At 64.8% G+C, this 14,717-nt stretch carries 15 protein-coding genes; 6 read left to right on the forward strand and 9 right to left on the reverse strand.

Translation table 11 applies throughout. The features are described 5' to 3' along the window. The first annotated feature begins 23 nt into the window (after positions 1-23). Together H8B03_RS05590 and aroB are read left to right on the forward strand one after the other, a co-directional pair. Positions 24-605: a shikimate kinase gene (locus H8B03_RS05590; protein ID WP_193140729.1), complete on the forward strand. Its 582-nt coding sequence runs from the start codon at positions 24-26 to the stop codon at positions 603-605. Then, positions 592-1,719 (forward strand): 3-dehydroquinate synthase, encoded by a 1,128-nt coding sequence (gene aroB / locus H8B03_RS05595; RefSeq protein ID WP_193140730.1) that lies wholly within the window; start codon positions 592-594, stop codon positions 1,717-1,719. Before H8B03_RS05590 ends, aroB begins: the two co-directional genes overlap by 14 nt. A 100-nt stretch (positions 1,720-1,819) precedes the next feature. On the opposite strand, the gene H8B03_RS05600 is transcribed toward aroB, so the two are convergent. Then, positions 1,820-2,509 carry a M48 family metallopeptidase gene (locus tag H8B03_RS05600; RefSeq protein ID WP_193140731.1) on the reverse strand — a complete coding sequence of 230 codons (690 nt, stop codon included), beginning with the start codon at positions 2,507-2,509 and terminating at the stop codon, positions 1,820-1,822. A gap of 98 nt (positions 2,510-2,607) precedes the next feature. After that, positions 2,608-3,054, reverse strand: a complete 447-nt coding sequence (locus tag H8B03_RS05605) for a VOC family protein (RefSeq protein ID WP_226925702.1) — start codon at positions 3,052-3,054, stop codon at positions 2,608-2,610. Between the two features lie 167 nt (positions 3,055-3,221). On the opposite strand from H8B03_RS05605, the gene H8B03_RS05610 reads away from it, so the two are divergent. Together H8B03_RS05610 and H8B03_RS05615 are read left to right on the forward strand one after the other, a co-directional pair. After that, a complete protein-coding gene (locus tag H8B03_RS05610; RefSeq protein ID WP_193140732.1) occupies positions 3,222-3,632 on the forward strand; it encodes a universal stress protein in 411 nt (136 codons plus the stop codon). Positions 3,633-3,672: 40 nt separating this feature from the next. Continuing rightward, the gene (locus H8B03_RS05615; protein WP_193140733.1) at positions 3,673-5,304 is read left to right on the forward strand and encodes a BCCT family transporter; all 1,632 of its coding nucleotides are present in this window, start codon (positions 3,673-3,675) and stop codon (positions 5,302-5,304) included. 49 nt (positions 5,305-5,353) lie between these two features. Here H8B03_RS05615 and H8B03_RS05620 read toward each other — a convergent pair whose 3' ends face one another. From H8B03_RS05620 to H8B03_RS05645, 6 genes are read right to left on the reverse strand one after another with little or no spacing between them, the layout of a single operon-like run. Continuing rightward, positions 5,354-7,399, reverse strand: coding sequence for an acyltransferase family protein (locus H8B03_RS05620; protein WP_193140734.1), 2,046 nt, complete (start codon positions 7,397-7,399; stop codon positions 5,354-5,356). A 29-nt stretch (positions 7,400-7,428) separates the two neighbouring features. Continuing rightward, positions 7,429-8,610 (reverse strand): VWA domain-containing protein, encoded by a 1,182-nt coding sequence (locus H8B03_RS05625; protein WP_193140735.1) that lies wholly within the window; start codon positions 8,608-8,610, stop codon positions 7,429-7,431. 3 nt (positions 8,611-8,613) lie between these two features. Next, positions 8,614-8,778 (reverse strand): hypothetical protein, encoded by a 165-nt coding sequence (locus tag H8B03_RS05630; RefSeq protein WP_193140736.1) that lies wholly within the window; start codon positions 8,776-8,778, stop codon positions 8,614-8,616. After that, positions 8,775-10,166 carry a DUF2927 domain-containing protein gene (locus H8B03_RS05635; RefSeq protein WP_193140737.1) on the reverse strand — a complete coding sequence of 464 codons (1,392 nt, stop codon included), beginning with the start codon at positions 10,164-10,166 and terminating at the stop codon, positions 8,775-8,777. Before H8B03_RS05635 ends, H8B03_RS05630 begins: the two co-directional genes overlap by 4 nt. Positions 10,167-10,168: 2 nt before the next feature. After that, positions 10,169-10,609: a GNAT family N-acetyltransferase gene (locus tag H8B03_RS05640; RefSeq protein ID WP_193140738.1), complete on the reverse strand. Its 441-nt coding sequence runs from the start codon at positions 10,607-10,609 to the stop codon at positions 10,169-10,171. Beyond that, a complete protein-coding gene (locus H8B03_RS05645; protein ID WP_193140739.1) occupies positions 10,606-11,448 on the reverse strand; it encodes a MoxR family ATPase in 843 nt (280 codons plus the stop codon). Before H8B03_RS05645 ends, H8B03_RS05640 begins: the two co-directional genes overlap by 4 nt. 215 nt (positions 11,449-11,663) lie before the next feature. On the opposite strand from H8B03_RS05645, the gene dksA reads away from it, so the two are divergent. Together dksA and H8B03_RS05655 are read left to right on the forward strand one after the other, a co-directional pair. Next, positions 11,664-12,086: an RNA polymerase-binding protein DksA gene (gene dksA / locus H8B03_RS05650; protein WP_193140740.1), complete on the forward strand. Its 423-nt coding sequence runs from the start codon at positions 11,664-11,666 to the stop codon at positions 12,084-12,086. Between the two features lie 78 nt (positions 12,087-12,164). After that, on the forward strand, positions 12,165-13,334 hold the full coding sequence (locus tag H8B03_RS05655; RefSeq protein ID WP_193140741.1) for an FAD-dependent monooxygenase: 1,170 nt from the start codon (positions 12,165-12,167) through the stop codon (positions 13,332-13,334). Between the two features lie 158 nt (positions 13,335-13,492). Here the strand turns inward: H8B03_RS05655 and xth are convergent, their stop codons facing one another. Beyond that, entirely contained in the window at positions 13,493-14,290 is a 798-nt protein-coding gene (xth, locus tag H8B03_RS05660) for an exodeoxyribonuclease III (RefSeq protein ID WP_193140742.1), read from the reverse strand. Positions 14,291-14,717 lie beyond the last annotated feature (427 nt).

Consider the following 14,717-nt stretch of genomic DNA (forward strand, 5'->3'; position numbering starts at 1 on the left):
GTCATAGAGATGTATTAAATAAGATGAGGGAAAGGGCAGGCCTTTTGGCGCAAGAGCTGAAAAAAACTGTCGTTCTGGTGGGGATGATGGGCGCGGGGAAAACCGCCGTGGGGACAGCCGTGGCCCGCAAGCTGGGGGTGCCGTTCATTGATCAGGACGACGAGATCCAGGCGGCGGCGAATTCCACGATTTCCGAGATTTTTCAGACCTATGGCGAGGCTTTCTTCCGCGAGAAGGAGACCCAGGTGCTGGCGCGACTGCTGTCCGGGCCGCCCTGCATCCTGTCCACCGGCGGTGGTGCCTTCCTGTCCGAGCGCAACCGCGCGTTGATCGAAGCCTCGGGCGTGTCGGTCTGGCTGAATGCCGAGTTGAACCTGCTGTGGGCGCGGGTGCGGTATCGCGACACGCGGCCCCTGCTGCGCACCGAGAATCCCTATGAAACGCTCAAGACGCTGTTCGAGGCACGCACCCCGATCTACGCGCAGGCGGCGATTCATGTCTCGTCGTTTTCCAATTATTCCATTGATGACATGGCCAGCGCGGTGATCGCGGCGCTGGCCGAACATCCCGACATCCTGAAAGTGACCAACCATGCCTGCCGTTGAAACCGTTCATGTGCCGCTGGGCGACCGGGCCTATGATGTGAGGATCGGGCCGGGGCTGCTGGCGGATGCGGGGCGTCACATCGCGCCGCTGCTGAAACGCCCACGGGTGGCCATCGTTACCGACGACAACGTGGCCGCGCGGCATCTGGCGGCGCTGGAAGCGGCGCTGAAGGCTCAAGGCATCGACAGCAGCGCGCTGGTGCTGCCGGCGGGTGAAAGCACCAAGGGCTGGCCGCAGTTCACCCGCACCGTCGAATGGCTGCTGGCGGAAAAGATCGAGCGGCGCGATGTGGTCATCGCCCTGGGCGGCGGCGTGATCGGCGATCTGGTTGGGTTTGCAGCGGCAGTGCTGCGCCGGGGCGTCCGCTTCGTGCAGATCCCCACCAGCCTGCTGGCGCAGGTCGACAGTTCGGTCGGCGGCAAGACCGGGATCAACGCGCCGCAGGGCAAGAACCTGATCGGCGCTTTCCATCAACCCAGCCTGGTGCTGGCCGACAGCGGCGTGCTGGCCACCCTGCCGGATCGCGATTTCCTGGCCGGTTATGGCGAGGTGGTGAAATACGGGTTGCTGGGCGACGCCGATTTTTTCCAGTGGCTGGAAGAACATGGCCCGGCGTTGCGGGCGGGGGACGAGACCGCGCGGATCAAGGCGGTGCGCCGCTCGGTGGAAATGAAGGCCGAGATCGTGGTGGCCGACGAGACCGAGCAGGGCGAGCGCGCGCTGCTGAACCTCGGGCACACCTTTTGCCACGCGCTGGAGGCGGCGACGGGCTATTCCGACCGGTTGCTTCACGGCGAAGGCGTGGCCATCGGCTGTGCGCTGGCGTTTGAACTGTCATCGCGGCTGGGGCTTTGTGCGCAGGAAGATCCCAGCCGCGTGCGGGCGCATCTTCAAGAGATGGGCATGATGCGCGATCTTGCTGATATTCCGGGAGAATTGCCGGGTCCCGAGGCGCTGATTTCGCTGATGGGGCAGGACAAGAAGGTCGTGGATGGCACGTTGCGGTTCATCCTGGCGCGGGGCATCGGCGCGGCCTTCGTGACAGATGATGTTCCGGCAGAGATCCTGCGCACGGTGCTGGACGATGCCTTCGCGCAACGGCCCGCAGCCTGAGGGACGGCTCCCGCCCCGCCTTGCCCCTTGGGGGCGTGTCTGGTTGGGCCGGGCGCCGCTGCGCGGCGCAGTGAGTATTTCTGACAAGAAAAACCGGGGATTAGCCTTCGGGCTGCCAGCGGGATTCTAGCGCCTCGATGGCGGCGATGCGGGCGTCGGTCTTGGGATGGCTGAGCAGCCAGGCGGGCATGGTGGCGCCATGAGCGCCGGTCAGGCCGTCGAGTTTGCGGAACAGGGATTTCTGTGGTGCGGTGCCGATGCCGGCCTTGACCAGCAGGGCAGAGGCATAGGCGTCGGCTTCGAATTCATCGCTGCGCGACAGATGTGCGGCCAGCAGGGTGGCCAGACCGTTGGCGATCCAGACGCCGATGCCCGGCAGGAACCGCGACAGCACCACCGCAAGGGCGCTGCGCAGCGCATTTTGTCCTGAAAAATCAATGAGTCGCTTGCGGGCGTGGCCCAGGGCGACATGGCCCAGCTCGTGGGCGATGACGCTGGTCATCTCGGTGGCTGTGACCTCGCCCGCGCGGTACTTGTTGTAGAACCCGCGGGTGATGAACACCCGTCCGTCGGGGGCCGCAAGCCCGTTCACCGGGTCGATGTTGTAGAGGTTCACCTTGATGCGCGGCAGGTCGAGAGCGGCGGCCAGCTTGTTGAATTCACGCGACAATCCTGGATCCACCAGTTCGGTGGACTTGGCGTCGAGCTCGCGCCGGGTGCGGAAGGCCGAGACCATGTACATGGCCAGGCCGTAGAACACCGCCAGCAGGATCGGGGTCAGTTTCAACATGTTCTAGAGATGGGGGCGCAGGGCGGTTCCGGCAAGCAAAAAAACGGGGCTGGAACGCGTATGGAAAACGTATGGCTGGTGTATGGCTGGCGCACCGCTCAGCTTTCGTAGAATTCCAGCGGCAACCCGTCGGGATCGGGAAAGAAGGTGAAGCGGGCGCCGGTGTAGGGGTCGGTCCGGATCGGCTCGACCGCGATGCCGGCGGCTTTCAGCGGCGCGATCGCCGCGTCGAGGTCGGTGACCGCGAAGGCGAGATGGCGCAACCCCTGTGCCTCGGGGCTGGTGGGGCGCGGCGGCGCATCGGGAAAGGTGAAAAGCTCGATCCCGATGCCCGAGGGATGGCGCAGATCCACTTTCCACGAGTTGCGCGGGGCGCGGAAGTTGCGATCCACAACCTCGAACCCCAGAAGATCGCCGTAAAAGGCAAGGCTGGCGTCGAGATCGGAGGCGATGAGGGCGACGTGGTGCAGGGCTTTCAGGGTCATGACCCCGGCAAAGCAGACCGGGCCGGGGCATGCCAGCAAAAAGCGCACCCACTGCACCATGTCGTATTTTCGGGCCGACCCGGCGCTGTGGGGACATTGCCGGGGCCGGGCTGTCTTACGTTGGGTCAGCAATCATCCATGAGATAATCACCAGAACTCCGCTATAGTCCGGGGACGGATGAGACGTGCCCGGCCGAACCCGCCGGGCGGACAGGAAGGGAGACGGCATGTTCAAACGCATCATGATGCCCATCGACTTGAGGCATCTCGACAGCCAGGCCCGGGCGCTGACCTGCGCCCATGATCTGGCCAAGCTTTACGGCGCCACGGTGATCTACGTCGGTGTCAGCGCCGCCACGCCGACCGAGGTTGCCCATACCCCGGCCGAATACAAGGCCAAGCTGGCGGGCTTTGCCACCGGGCAGGCCGGGCAGGGGATCGCCACCGAATCCCATGCGATCATCGACCATGATCCCGCCGTTGATCTGGACGGGGCGTTGCTGCACGCGGTGAAGGACACCGGTGCCGATCTGGTGGTGATGGCCAGCCACGATCCCGGCATCCTGAATTACATCTGGCCCACCAATGGCGGCAAGATCGCGGGGCACGCACATGTGAGCGTGCTGGTGGTGCGGTGATCACCACGGGCCGGCAACAAGAAATGACAGGGAGGTCTTCATGACCGACGAGACCGAGACCAGTATTCCGGCGCCGGAAGGCGACGCGGAGATCATCGACACCGATTACACCATCGGGCAAGACAATTTCGAAACCCAGGTCGGCCCTTTCGGGGTGGATATCCACAACCCGGTGTTCCTGATTTCCGGGATGAGCATCATTGCCTTTGTCTTCTACGCCCTGGCCCTGCCCGAGCAGGCGGCGGGCTTCTTCGGCTGGTTGCGCCCGGCGCTGACCGCCAATTTCGACTGGTTCTTCATGGGCGCGGCCAACATCTTTGTGCTGTTCTGCCTGTTCCTGATTGTCTCGCCGCTGGGAAAGGTGCGGTTGGGCGGTTCGGATGCGACACCGGACTACAGCTATATCGGCTGGTTCGCGATGCTGTTCGCCGCCGGCATGGGCATCGGGCTGATGTTCTATGGTGTCAGCGAACCGATGAGCCATTTCGGCACTTCGCTGGGCGGTACCACGGTTGAGAACGGCGTGCGCACCGACTGGGCACCGCTGGGCGGGGCTGCGGGCGATGAGGCCGAGTCAATCCGGCTGGGCATGGCTGCCACCATCTATCACTGGGGGCTGCATCCCTGGGCGATCTACGCGGTTGTGGCGCTGGCGCTGGCGCTGTTCAGCTATAACAAGGGGCTGCCGCTGACGATCCGCTCGGCCTTCTATCCGCTGCTGGGTGAACGTGTCTGGGGCTGGTGGGGCCATGTGATCGACACTTTGGCGGTGTTTGCCACGCTGTTCGGGCTGGCGACCTCGCTGGGGTTCGGCGCGACGCAGGCCAATGCCGGTCTGAACGAGTTGTTCGGGGTGCCTGTCAGTTCGACCACCGAGGTCATCCTGATCACCGCGATCACCGCTGTGGCGCTGATTTCGGTGGTGCGCGGGCTGGACGGCGGCGTGAAGGTGCTGTCCGAGATCAACATGGGGCTGGCTTTCCTGTTGCTGCTCTTCGTACTGATCGTGGGGCCGACGGTGGCGATCCTGACCGGATTTGCCGACAGCCTGCTGGCCTATGTGGAATACCTGCCGGCGCTGGCGATGCCGCTGGGCCGCGAGGATGTGAACTTCAGCCAGGGCTGGACCGCCTTCTACTGGGCGTGGTGGGTCAGCTGGTCGCCCTTCGTGGGGATGTTCATTGCCCGCGTCAGCCGGGGCCGCACGGTGCGCGAGTTCATCATCTGCGTGCTGCTGATCCCGTCGCTGGTCTGCGTGCTGTGGATGAGCGTCTTCGGCGGCACCGCGATCCAGCAGGTCGTGCAGGATGGCGTCACCGCCGTCAGCGAGGCGCCGCTGGAGCTGAAGCTGTTCAAGATGCTGGGTGAACTGCCGCTGAGCAGCATCACCTCGTTCATCGGCATCATCCTTGTGGTGGTTTTCTTCGTGACCTCGTCGGACAGCGGATCGCTGGTGATCGACACGATCACGGCGGGCGGCAAGATCGACGCGCCGGTGCCCCAGCGGGTGTTCTGGTGCATCTTCGAAGGGGCTGTGGCCATCGTGCTGCTGATCGGCGGCGGGCTGGCGGCCTTGCAGGCCATGGTGATCTCGACCGGGTTGCCGTTCACGGTCATCCTGCTGCTGATGTGCTGGGCGATCTACAAGGGGCTGAAGTCCGAACGGGGCTAGGCGCCCTACGTCTCTCCCGGTTCCGGCGCTTTGCCGGGGCCGGGCACGCCTATGGGGGCGTCATCCCATGCGAGTCCAGCACCTGCCCGATCCGTGCGGCCAGCATGTTGGCACCCAGATCCGAGACATGGTTGTCGGACGCGAAATAGATCAACTCTCCCTTCGCGGCATAGCAGCGTCCGCTGTCGTCCGAGCAGAACAGGCGTTCGGGATAGACCCGCACCACATTCGGGTCTGTCACCCGGTCAAGCGCCGCATAGCTGCTGGCCGTGCGTTCGTGAAACCGGTCCAGGCTGGTCGACAGGTCCGGCAGGTCTTCGGCGGACCTGGGAAGCGGGCGCAATTCGGTCAGCTTGCGGTGGACATGAAACCCCTGTTCGGGAACCGGGTAGACCAGCACCAGCCCGCGGGCGGTCTTGGCCCAGTCCGACAGGGTCGAAACCACCAGATCGGACCGCCATCCCGCCTCGGCGGCCCGGCGCGCGGTATCGGGCGGTGTATAGCGCACCTCGCGGTCGCCTTCGCCATTGTCGAACAGTTCAAGCTCCAGCATCACCGGAATGCGTGCGCTGAAGACGACGATGGGCTCGTGCATCTCGGCCAGATAGGTCCGGAACTGCGCGGCGCGCTCGGCGCAGCGGGCGTTCGGATCAAGGCCGAAGTATCCGCCATCGATGTGGGAACACCCCGCGAACGTCACCTGCACGAAGGGCATCGACAGGTCGTCGGCCAGCGCCTTCATGCTGTGGGCGAGGGCGCCGGCGTGGCTGTCGCCCACCAGCACCAGTGGCGAGGTTTGGCTGGGGTCGCCGAAGACGCAGCTTTCCTCGACATCCAGATTTGGGAAGTGGGACCCGGTGTGCGAGCGATGGCAGAAGCGGCCGTCCTGGCTGTTGCGCTTGACCTGGACGCTGTCCAGCACATCCATCAGCGCCTGCATCCGGAACGGCGCGCCCTTGGTGGCCAGGGACACGGTGGACAGCGCGATGACGCAGGCCGTACCGGCGGCCAGGATTGTTCCGGACAAGGCCAGGGACCGACCATGGCGCAGCGGGGATTCCACCAGCCGATACGAGGCCAGGGACAGGACATAGACCAGCACCAGCCAGATCGAGAAGTCGATCCAGCCGGGTTGGGTGTTCATGATCCGGCCAAAGGCGAACACCGGATAGTGCCAGATATAGAGCGAGTAGGAGAGCAGCCCGATGTGCACCATGGGCGCCGTAGAGAGAAACCGGCGTGCCCGCGTCTGGTCGGTGCCCGCCAGGATGCTCAGGCTGCCAAGAACGGCCGGTAGGGTGGCCACGCCGGGGTGATAGGGCCCGAAGGCCAAAAACAGGCCCGACAGAAGGATCAGGGCCAGTCCGATGCCGGCCAGCGGCCAGCGCGACAGGAACGGCGCGGGTGCCTTGTCGCGCGCCAGGTACAGCGCCAGAGCCGCGCCGGACGACAACTCCCAGATGCGGGAGGGCAGCAGGTAGAAGGACAGCATCTGGTCGGTGGCCGTGAGCGCGCAGGCCAGGGCAAAGCCCAGAACCGTGACGGCCACGAAAAGCGCCAGGATCCGCCCGGGCATGAACCTGAAGGCCAGGATCAGCGTGATCGGTGCGATCAGGTAATACTGTTCCTCGACGGCCAGCGACCAGGTGTGCAGCAATGGCATCAGCAGGCCGGAATCCGCGCCGTATTGCTGAAGTCCGTTCCACCAGAAGAAATTGGATGCAAACAGCAGCGACCACAGGGCCGAAGCCGAGAATTGCGACAGATCCTCGGGCAACAGATAGGCCCATGCGACCCCGTAGGCTACCAGCATCATGGTCAACAGGGCCGGCAGCAGGCGCCGGGCGCGGCGGATGTAGAACCGCCGAAAACTGATGCGGCCCGTGGTGGCAAGCTCTCGAACAAGGATCGAGGTGATCAGGTATCCCGAGATGACGAAGAAGACATCGACCCCAACGAAGCCGCCCATGGCCAGCTTGTGGCCAAAAAGCTCGGTGCTCAGATGGTACACCAGCACCAGAAGGATCGAGACCGCCCGCAAGCCGTCGATGTCACGGCGATAGCTGGGGACGGCGGTTTTACCGAAATCGGCCATGATTGTACGTCTGTCCTGTGTTGGAACGCCTAGCCCAGCACCCGCATCCCGCGGTCCAGCCCTTCCAGCGTCATCGGCACCATGCGGTTTTCGAAGACCTGCCGGATCAGCCCGATGGACTGGGTATAGCCCCAGTGCTTTTCCGGCACCGGGTTGATCCACAGGTGATCGGGCCATTGCGTGGCGGCGCGGCGCAGCCAGGTTTCGCCCGCTTCCTGGTTCCAGTGTTCATTGGCGCCGCCGGGATACATCACCTCGTAGGGGCTCATCGAGGCGTCGCCCACGAAGATGCATTTGTAGTCCGGCCCATAGGTGTGCAGCACGTCCCAGGTCGGGGTCTGCTCGGTCCAGCGGCGGGAGTTGTCGCGCCAGACACCTTCGTACAGGCAGTTGTGAAAGTAGTAGTGTTCGAGATGCTTGAATTCGGCCTTGGCGGCCGAGAACAGCTCTTCCACCAGCCCGATGTGATCGTCCATCGAACCGCCCACGTCGAGAAACAGCAGCACCTTGACGGCGTTGCGCCGTTCGGGCCGAGTTTTTACATCAAGATAGCCGTGTTCGGCGGTGGCGCGGATGGTGCCGTCGAGGTCCAGCTCGTCATGGGCGCCGTCGCGGGCCCAGCGGCGCAGGCGTTTCAGCGCCACCTTGATGTTGCGGGTGCCCAGTTCGACGGTGTCGTCAAGGTTGCGGAACTCGCGCTTGTCCCAGACCTTCACGGCGCGGCGGTGGCGGCTTTCGTGCTGGCCGATGCGCACCCCTTCGGGATTATAGCCGTAGGCGCCGAAGGGCGAAGTGCCGGCGGTGCCGATCCACTTGCTGCCGCCCTGGTGGCGGCCTTGCTGCTCCTTGAGACGCTCCTTGAGGGTCTCCATCAGCTTTTCGAAGCCGCCCAGGGCCTCGATCTCGGCCTTTTCTTCGGGCGAGAGGGTCTTTTCGGCCAGCTTCTTCAGCCATTCCTCGGGCAGATCGACCTGGCTGACCAGTTCCGACAGGTCGACGTGTTCCAGCCCCTTGAAGGTTTCGGCAAAGGCCAGGTCGAAGCGGTCGAGGTGGCGTTCGTCCTTCACCATGGCGGTGCGGGCGAGGTAGTAAAACCCGTCCACGTCATAGGTCACCAACCCGGCGGCCATGCCGTCGAGAAACGACAGGTATTCGCGCAGGCTGACGGGGATCTTGGCGCTGCGCAGGTTTTCGAAGAAGCGCAGGAACATCCGCTAGACGATCCGGTTCAGAAGGATTGTGACGAACAGGCCCAGCAGCGCGAAGGCGATGCCATAGCCCGCGCCATACTGAAGGATGTCGGCAAGGTTGCCCTTGCGTTTGCGGGCGATGTGGCTGCCCCAGAGTGCGCCGGCGAATGCGGCAATCAAGATGATCATGTTCCCTCCAGTGCGCGCGGCACCAATGCGTCGATTTCAGCGGCCCGCCGCAACACGTCGGCGTCCGAGCGCAGCCCGTAGCGCGCCCAACCATAGCCGTCGCGGCGCGTGGCGCTGGCTTCGCCTGTCCGGCCGAGCGCGTCAAGCGCTGCCGCCTTCACCAGCAGGAAGTCGGCCAGCAACGCCGCGTTCTCGGCCTGTCGGGCGGCCGGGATGTGCTTGTCGGCCAGCCGCAGGACGGTGTCCATCTCGCCGGTGGCCAGCGCGAAGGCCGAAATCTGGATGCCGACATTGGCGCCATGGATCGCGGTGGCGTCGCGCTGCTGGTAGACATAGCCCGCCTGAAAGAAGTCCTCCAGCGCCTGCGGGCCATTGCCACCGGCGGCAAGCCGTCCGCTGGTCAGGAAGGACAGGCCAAGCCTTGTGTCGTCCCAGCCTGCGTCAAGCGCCAGTTCCAGCGCACGGGTGGCGGAGTTGCGGCGCGCACCCATGGAGCGGTCGGGCGTCAGCGCCCCGTCGATGGCGCGCAGCCAGGGCTTGGTCGATGGTGCGTAGGGACGGGTGGCATAGCGGCGCCCGGCGGGGTTGATCCGGTCGAGGACGCCGGGCAGCACGGCAGCCAGTTGGCCCGCTGACATGCCGTTGCGCACCGCCGGATCATAGGTGGCCTTCAGGATCAGCATGTCGAAGCCGGTCAGCACCGAATGCATGTTGTCGTCGTTGAAGATCGAGTCTTCCAGCCGGTAGAGATCGTTGACCGGGCCAAGCGCCTGGGCGGTTTCCTCGTGCAGGCAGTCGCGGATTTCCTGCGGGCTGACATCGGCGGGAATGAAGATCGTGGCGGCGGTGCGTTCGGTCAGCCCGGACCAGTTCAACCCGCTGATGCGGCGGCGGCTGCTGAATTCGGCCCAGGTGATGTGGCGCGGCAGCACGAAACAGGCGGCTGCGGGGACTTCGCTTTGCAGATCGGCGCGGGCGATGGCCTCGATCACGATGGCGGCGGTGTTGGGGGTCTTGACCTGCCGCAGGTCGACGCCGGCCTCGCGGCGGATGCGGGTAACCAGCCGCGACAGTTCGGTGCGGAAGATCGGGGTAACATCGCCGGTCAGGGCAATGGTGACCGGTTCGGAGAAGCGGGTGAAGACCGGCAGGCTCTCGCCGTTTTCCAGCTTCATGGTCAGGTCGATGAAATCGCGCGCCAGTTCGGTGTTCGACCGCCGGGGCGGCTCGGGCCGCGCGGCGCCGAAGGTTTTCATCGGCGGCAGGGCACGGGTTGCGGCGATCATCTCGGGACTGGGCTGGGCCGGTGGGGTGTCGAACGGCTGGGCACAGGCCGACAGCAGCAGGGCCACGGCAAGGGCGGCCAGCAGACGCGCGCGCAGGATCATCGTCAGGCCCGCCTGTAGACCATGAAAGGCGTGGCGGTGCCGATCCGGTCGTAAAGCTGCCGCGCGGGGGTGTTGAAGGTCTGGGTCAGCCAGTAGACATCCGGCGCGCCACGGGCGTCGGCGGCGACATAGACCGCTTTGATCAGCGCCCGGCCAATGCCGGTGCCGCGCTGCGCGGGCACGGTATAGAGGTCTTGCAGGTAGCAGACGTCACGGGCCTTCCAGCCGTGAGCATGGAACAGGAAATGCACCAGCCCCAGCAGTTCGCCATCCTGTTCGGCCACCAGCCCGTGGATCGACGGGTCGGGCGCGGTCAGCCGTGCGAACTGAAGCTCGAACTGTTCGGCGGGCAGGGAGGTTTCATAGTAGTCCAGATAGCCGGTCCAGAGGTCTTGCCACCGGGTGCGATCCTCGGGCCGCACCGGGCGGATGGTCGGGCTCATCTGCGCTGGCTCCGCGCCATGAAGGCGAGACGTTCGAACAGATGCACGTCCTGTTCGTTCTTCAGCAGCGCGCCATGAAGCTTGGGCAGGGCTGACCCGGCATCGGCCTTCAGGTCTGCGGGATCCAGATCTTCGGCCAACAGCAGCTTGAGCCAGTCCAGAACCTCGGAGGTGGAGGGCTTCTTCTTCAGCCCGCCGGTGTCGCGAATTTCATAGAACTGCTCCAGCGCGGCGGTCAGAAGCGCGGGCTTGATGCCGGGATGATGCACCTCGACGATGCGCTTCATGGTCTCGGCATCGGGGAAGCGGATGTAGTGGAAGAAACAGCGGCGCAGGAAGGCGTCGGGCAGTTCCTTTTCGTTGTTCGAGGTGATGATGACGATGGGCCGGTGGGCGGCGCGCACGGTCTGGCCGGTCTCGTAGACAAAGAACTCCATCTTGTCGAGTTCCTGCAGCAGGTCGTTGGGAAACTCGATATCCGCCTTGTCGATCTCGTCGATCAGCAGCACGACCTTGCCCGGTGCCTCGAAGGCCTGCCACAGCTTGCCCTTGCGGATGTAGTTCGCCACGTCGTGCACGCGTTCGTCGCCCAGCTGGCTGTCGCGCAGGCGCGAGACGGCGTCATATTCGTACAGGCCCTGCTGCGCCTTGGTGGTGGATTTGATCGACCATTCCAGCATCGGCAGGTCCAGCGCCTCGGCCACCTGCATGGCCAGTTCGGTCTTGCCGGTGCCTGGTTCGCCCTTGACCAGCAAAGGGCGCTCCAGCGTCACGGCGGCGTTGACCGCGACGGTCAGGTCGTCGGTGGCGACATAGGTGTCGGTGCCTGTGAACTTCATGCTACTCGTCCTGCCCAGAAACATTGTCGGCGCGACCCTAGCACAGCGCGCGGGTGCTGCAAGCGGACGTTAAAGAAGCGTGGAATCAGCGTGACAAGCTGTTGGGGTTCTTGTATTCGGGCGCTGTAGGACCAGACCCGCATGTTTACCAAGGATTTCGGTCATGTATGGCCGCGAGACCCGAGGTCCCTGACGGGAGAAAAAGGGGAGCAGAGATGAAGGCCGAGGTGTTTTTGCCCGATGACTATCGTCCCGCCGAGGACGAGCCCTTCATGAACGATCGACAGCTGGAATATTTCCGACGCAAGCTGACGGCCTGGAAGAACGATATCCTGGTGGAAAGCCGCGATACGATCGAAGGCCTTCAGGACAGTTCACGGAACTTTCCGGATGTGACGGACCGGGCGTCTGAGGAGACCGACCGGGCACTGGAGTTGCGCACGCGCGACCGTCAACGCAAGCTGGTGTCGAAGATCGACGCCGCGCTGCGCCGGATCGACGAGGGCGAATACGGATACTGTGAGGCGACCGGAGAGCCGATTTCGCTGAAGCGTCTGGATGCGCGTCCCATCGCCACCATGACGCTGGAAGCGCAGGAACGTCACGAGCGACGCGAAAAAGTGCATCGCGACGATTGAATTTCGGCGCAAGCTGATTTTTGTCAAGGCACCCGGGTCTCGCCCGGGTGTTTTTCGTTTCCCAAGGGAGGGCGTCTCATGCTGATCGGACAGGACATCACCGTCATCGGCGCTGGCATCGGCGGGCTGACCGCGGCGCTGGCGCTGGCCAAGCGCGGCGCAAGGGTCGAGGTGCTGGAGCAGGCGTCGGAAGTCACCGAGGTGGGCGCGGGTATTCAGGTCAGTCCCAACGGCATGGCGGTTCTGGACGCCCTTGGGGTGGCCGAAGCGCTGATCGCGCGCTCGGTGCGCGGCCAGAAAGTCACCCTGCGGGACGGGCTGACCGGCAAGGCCGTGGTGGAGATGGATCTTGCCGGGCTGAAAGCGCCGCACCCCTGGCTGTTCGTGCATCGGGCCGATCTGGTCGATGTGCTGCACGAAGCCTGCAATGCCATCGGTGTGGATATTCGCCTGAACGCGGGCGTGGACGCCCTGTTGCCGGTGGATGACGGAGTGCGGTTGGATCTGGCCTCGGGCGAGACCCTGACCCGGCCCTTGGTGATTGCCGCCGATGGCGTGCGGTCGAAGGCGCGCGCGGTGGTGGCCGGCGAGGAAGAGCCGGCGTTCACCGGCCAGACCGCTTGGCGCGTGCTGGTGCCGCAACCCGAAGCGGTGGCCCCGGAAGTGCAGGTCTTTCTCGGGCCCGGACGGCACATGGTGGCCTATCCTCTGCGCGATGGCCGGACCATGAACGTGGTGGCGGTGCAGGAGCGCGATCACTGGGTCGGCGAGGGCTGGACCCAGCAGGATTATCCCGAAACCCTGCAAGCGGCCTTTGCCGATTTCGCCCCCGAGGCGCGGGCCCTGCTGGCCGATATCGAGGAGGTCTATCTTTGGGGCCTGTTCAAGCGGCCGGTGGCGCAGGTGTGGTCGCTGGGACGGCTGGCCCTGCTGGGCGATGCCGCCCATGCCACCCTGCCGTTCCTGGCGCAGGGGGCCTGCATGGCCATCGAGGATGCCTGGGTTCTGGCCGATGCGCTGTCCAACGCCGCTTCTCCTGAAACCGGGCTGGCGGCTTATGAAACCCGGCGTATTGATCGTTGCCGCCGGATCGTGGCCGGGGCGGACAGCAACGCCCGCGCCTATCACCTTGGGACGCCGCTGCGGTCCGGGGCGCTGGCCGCGCTGAAACTGGGCGGCAAGCTGGCACCCAAGGCCGCGTTGAACCGGTTCGACTGGTTGCACGGGCACGACGTCACCAAAGACTAGGTCCCCGGTTGCCCCCGTCGCCGGGGGGCTCCCGCCCGTCGTTGCCCCTTTGCGGGGCGCCTCCCGTTGGGCCGGGCGCCGCTGCGCGGCGCAAGGTGAGTATTTTGGCCAAGAAGAATTGTGCGGCGCGGTAGAACAGAGCGCCCGCCGTATTGTGCTCAGGCCGCGAGGTCGATCCAGACCGGCACGTGATCGGAGGGTTTATCGCGGCCGCGGATGGCGCTGTCGATCTGGCAGTCGTTCAGCAGATCTGCGGCTTGCGGCGACAGCAGCAGGTGATCAATACGGATCCCGTCATTCCGGTTCCATGCCCCGGCCTGGTAGTCCCAGAAGCTGTAGTGTTCCGGTCCGGGATGCGGGGGCATATGCGGATGGCAGGCGCGGAAGGCGTCGGTCAGGCCGAGGTTCACGATCCGGCGCCAGGCGGCGCGGCTTTCGGGGCGGAACAGCGCGTCGTCGCGCCAGGCCGCGGGCCGGGCCGCGTCCTCGGCCTGCGGAATGATGTTGTAGTCGCCGCAAATCACCATCGGCTCTTCCCGGGGCAGGAGGGTGGCGAGATGCGCCTCCAGCCGTTGCATCCACGCCAGCTTGTAGTCGAACTTGGGCCCCGGCGCCGGATTGCCGTTGGGCAAGTAAAGACCGCAGATGCGCACCGGCACCTCCCCCATCACCGTGGCTTCGATATAACGGGCCTGTTCGTCGGTATCATCCCCGGGAAGGCCGCGGCTGATGTCTTCCAGCGGCAGCTTCGACAGGATCGCCACGCCGTTGAAGGACTTCTGGCCGTGGGTTTCGACCTGATAGCCGAGATCCTCGAAATGGGGCGCTGGGAAATTGGCATCCACCGACTTGATCTCTTGCAGGACGGCCACGTCGGGTCGTGCTTCCTGCAGCCAATCCGTGAGGGCGCCGATGCGGGCCTTGATGCCATTGATATTGAACGTCGCGATTTTCATGGGGTGTCCTACAGCTGTCCCCACTGGCCTAGGCCAAAGGGCATGCATCGTCCAGACCGGTGCGGCGGTCTCAATCGCCGAAGGCTGGTTGAACCGGTAGGGCATCGGGGTTGTGGAGTGCCTGAACCAGCGGTCGATCTGCCATGGCCATCCGGGCTACCGCAAAAGTCAGGCGGTGCTGTCCGACCAGTTCCCGATCTGTGGGGTCATCCCTATACGGCGTGTTTACAGGTCGTCTCACCCTGCAGGCATTGGCCTGGGCCGCGCTGGGTCGGGATGACGCCGGGTCGCCTCGGTTTTTCCGCAGAAACCTTCATTTTCTTCAAAAAAGGGGTTGCGACTCTGTTTGAGTGGCTCTAGACACCCCTTCACCGACGGGGCGGCGACGCGCTGTTGGGGGGCTGGACGGGGTTGAGAGGCTTCGGAA

The organism is Meridianimarinicoccus sp. MJW13, assembly GCF_014901205.1.
Classification (GTDB): domain Bacteria; phylum Pseudomonadota; class Alphaproteobacteria; order Rhodobacterales; family Rhodobacteraceae; genus Meridianimarinicoccus.

What these genes read in the sequence shown, in the direction of transcription:
- H8B03_RS05590 (WP_193140729.1), top strand. Translation starts at nt 24, where the DNA reads ATGAGGGAAAGGGCAGGCCTTTTGGCGCAAGAGCTGAAAAAAACTGTC.
- aroB (WP_193140730.1), top strand. Translation starts at nt 592, where the DNA reads ATGCCTGCCGTTGAAACCGTTCATGTGCCGCTGGGCGACCGGGCCTAT.
- H8B03_RS05600 (WP_193140731.1), bottom strand. Translation starts at nt 2,509, where the DNA reads ATGTTGAAACTGACCCCGATCCTGCTGGCGGTGTTCTACGGCCTGGCC.
- H8B03_RS05605 (WP_226925702.1), bottom strand. Translation starts at nt 3,054, where the DNA reads ATGGTGCAGTGGGTGCGCTTTTTGCTGGCATGCCCCGGCCCGGTCTGC.
- H8B03_RS05610 (WP_193140732.1), top strand. Translation starts at nt 3,222, where the DNA reads ATGTTCAAACGCATCATGATGCCCATCGACTTGAGGCATCTCGACAGC.
- H8B03_RS05615 (WP_193140733.1), top strand. Translation starts at nt 3,673, where the DNA reads ATGACCGACGAGACCGAGACCAGTATTCCGGCGCCGGAAGGCGACGCG.
- H8B03_RS05620 (WP_193140734.1), bottom strand. Translation starts at nt 7,399, where the DNA reads ATGGCCGATTTCGGTAAAACCGCCGTCCCCAGCTATCGCCGTGACATC.
- H8B03_RS05625 (WP_193140735.1), bottom strand. Translation starts at nt 8,610, where the DNA reads ATGTTCCTGCGCTTCTTCGAAAACCTGCGCAGCGCCAAGATCCCCGTC.
- H8B03_RS05630 (WP_193140736.1), bottom strand. Translation starts at nt 8,778, where the DNA reads ATGATCATCTTGATTGCCGCATTCGCCGGCGCACTCTGGGGCAGCCAC.
- H8B03_RS05635 (WP_193140737.1), bottom strand. Translation starts at nt 10,166, where the DNA reads ATGATCCTGCGCGCGCGTCTGCTGGCCGCCCTTGCCGTGGCCCTGCTG.
- H8B03_RS05640 (WP_193140738.1), bottom strand. Translation starts at nt 10,609, where the DNA reads ATGAGCCCGACCATCCGCCCGGTGCGGCCCGAGGATCGCACCCGGTGG.
- H8B03_RS05645 (WP_193140739.1), bottom strand. Translation starts at nt 11,448, where the DNA reads ATGAAGTTCACAGGCACCGACACCTATGTCGCCACCGACGACCTGACC.
- dksA (WP_193140740.1), top strand. Translation starts at nt 11,664, where the DNA reads ATGAAGGCCGAGGTGTTTTTGCCCGATGACTATCGTCCCGCCGAGGAC.
- H8B03_RS05655 (WP_193140741.1), top strand. Translation starts at nt 12,165, where the DNA reads ATGCTGATCGGACAGGACATCACCGTCATCGGCGCTGGCATCGGCGGG.
- xth (WP_193140742.1), bottom strand. Translation starts at nt 14,290, where the DNA reads ATGAAAATCGCGACGTTCAATATCAATGGCATCAAGGCCCGCATCGGC.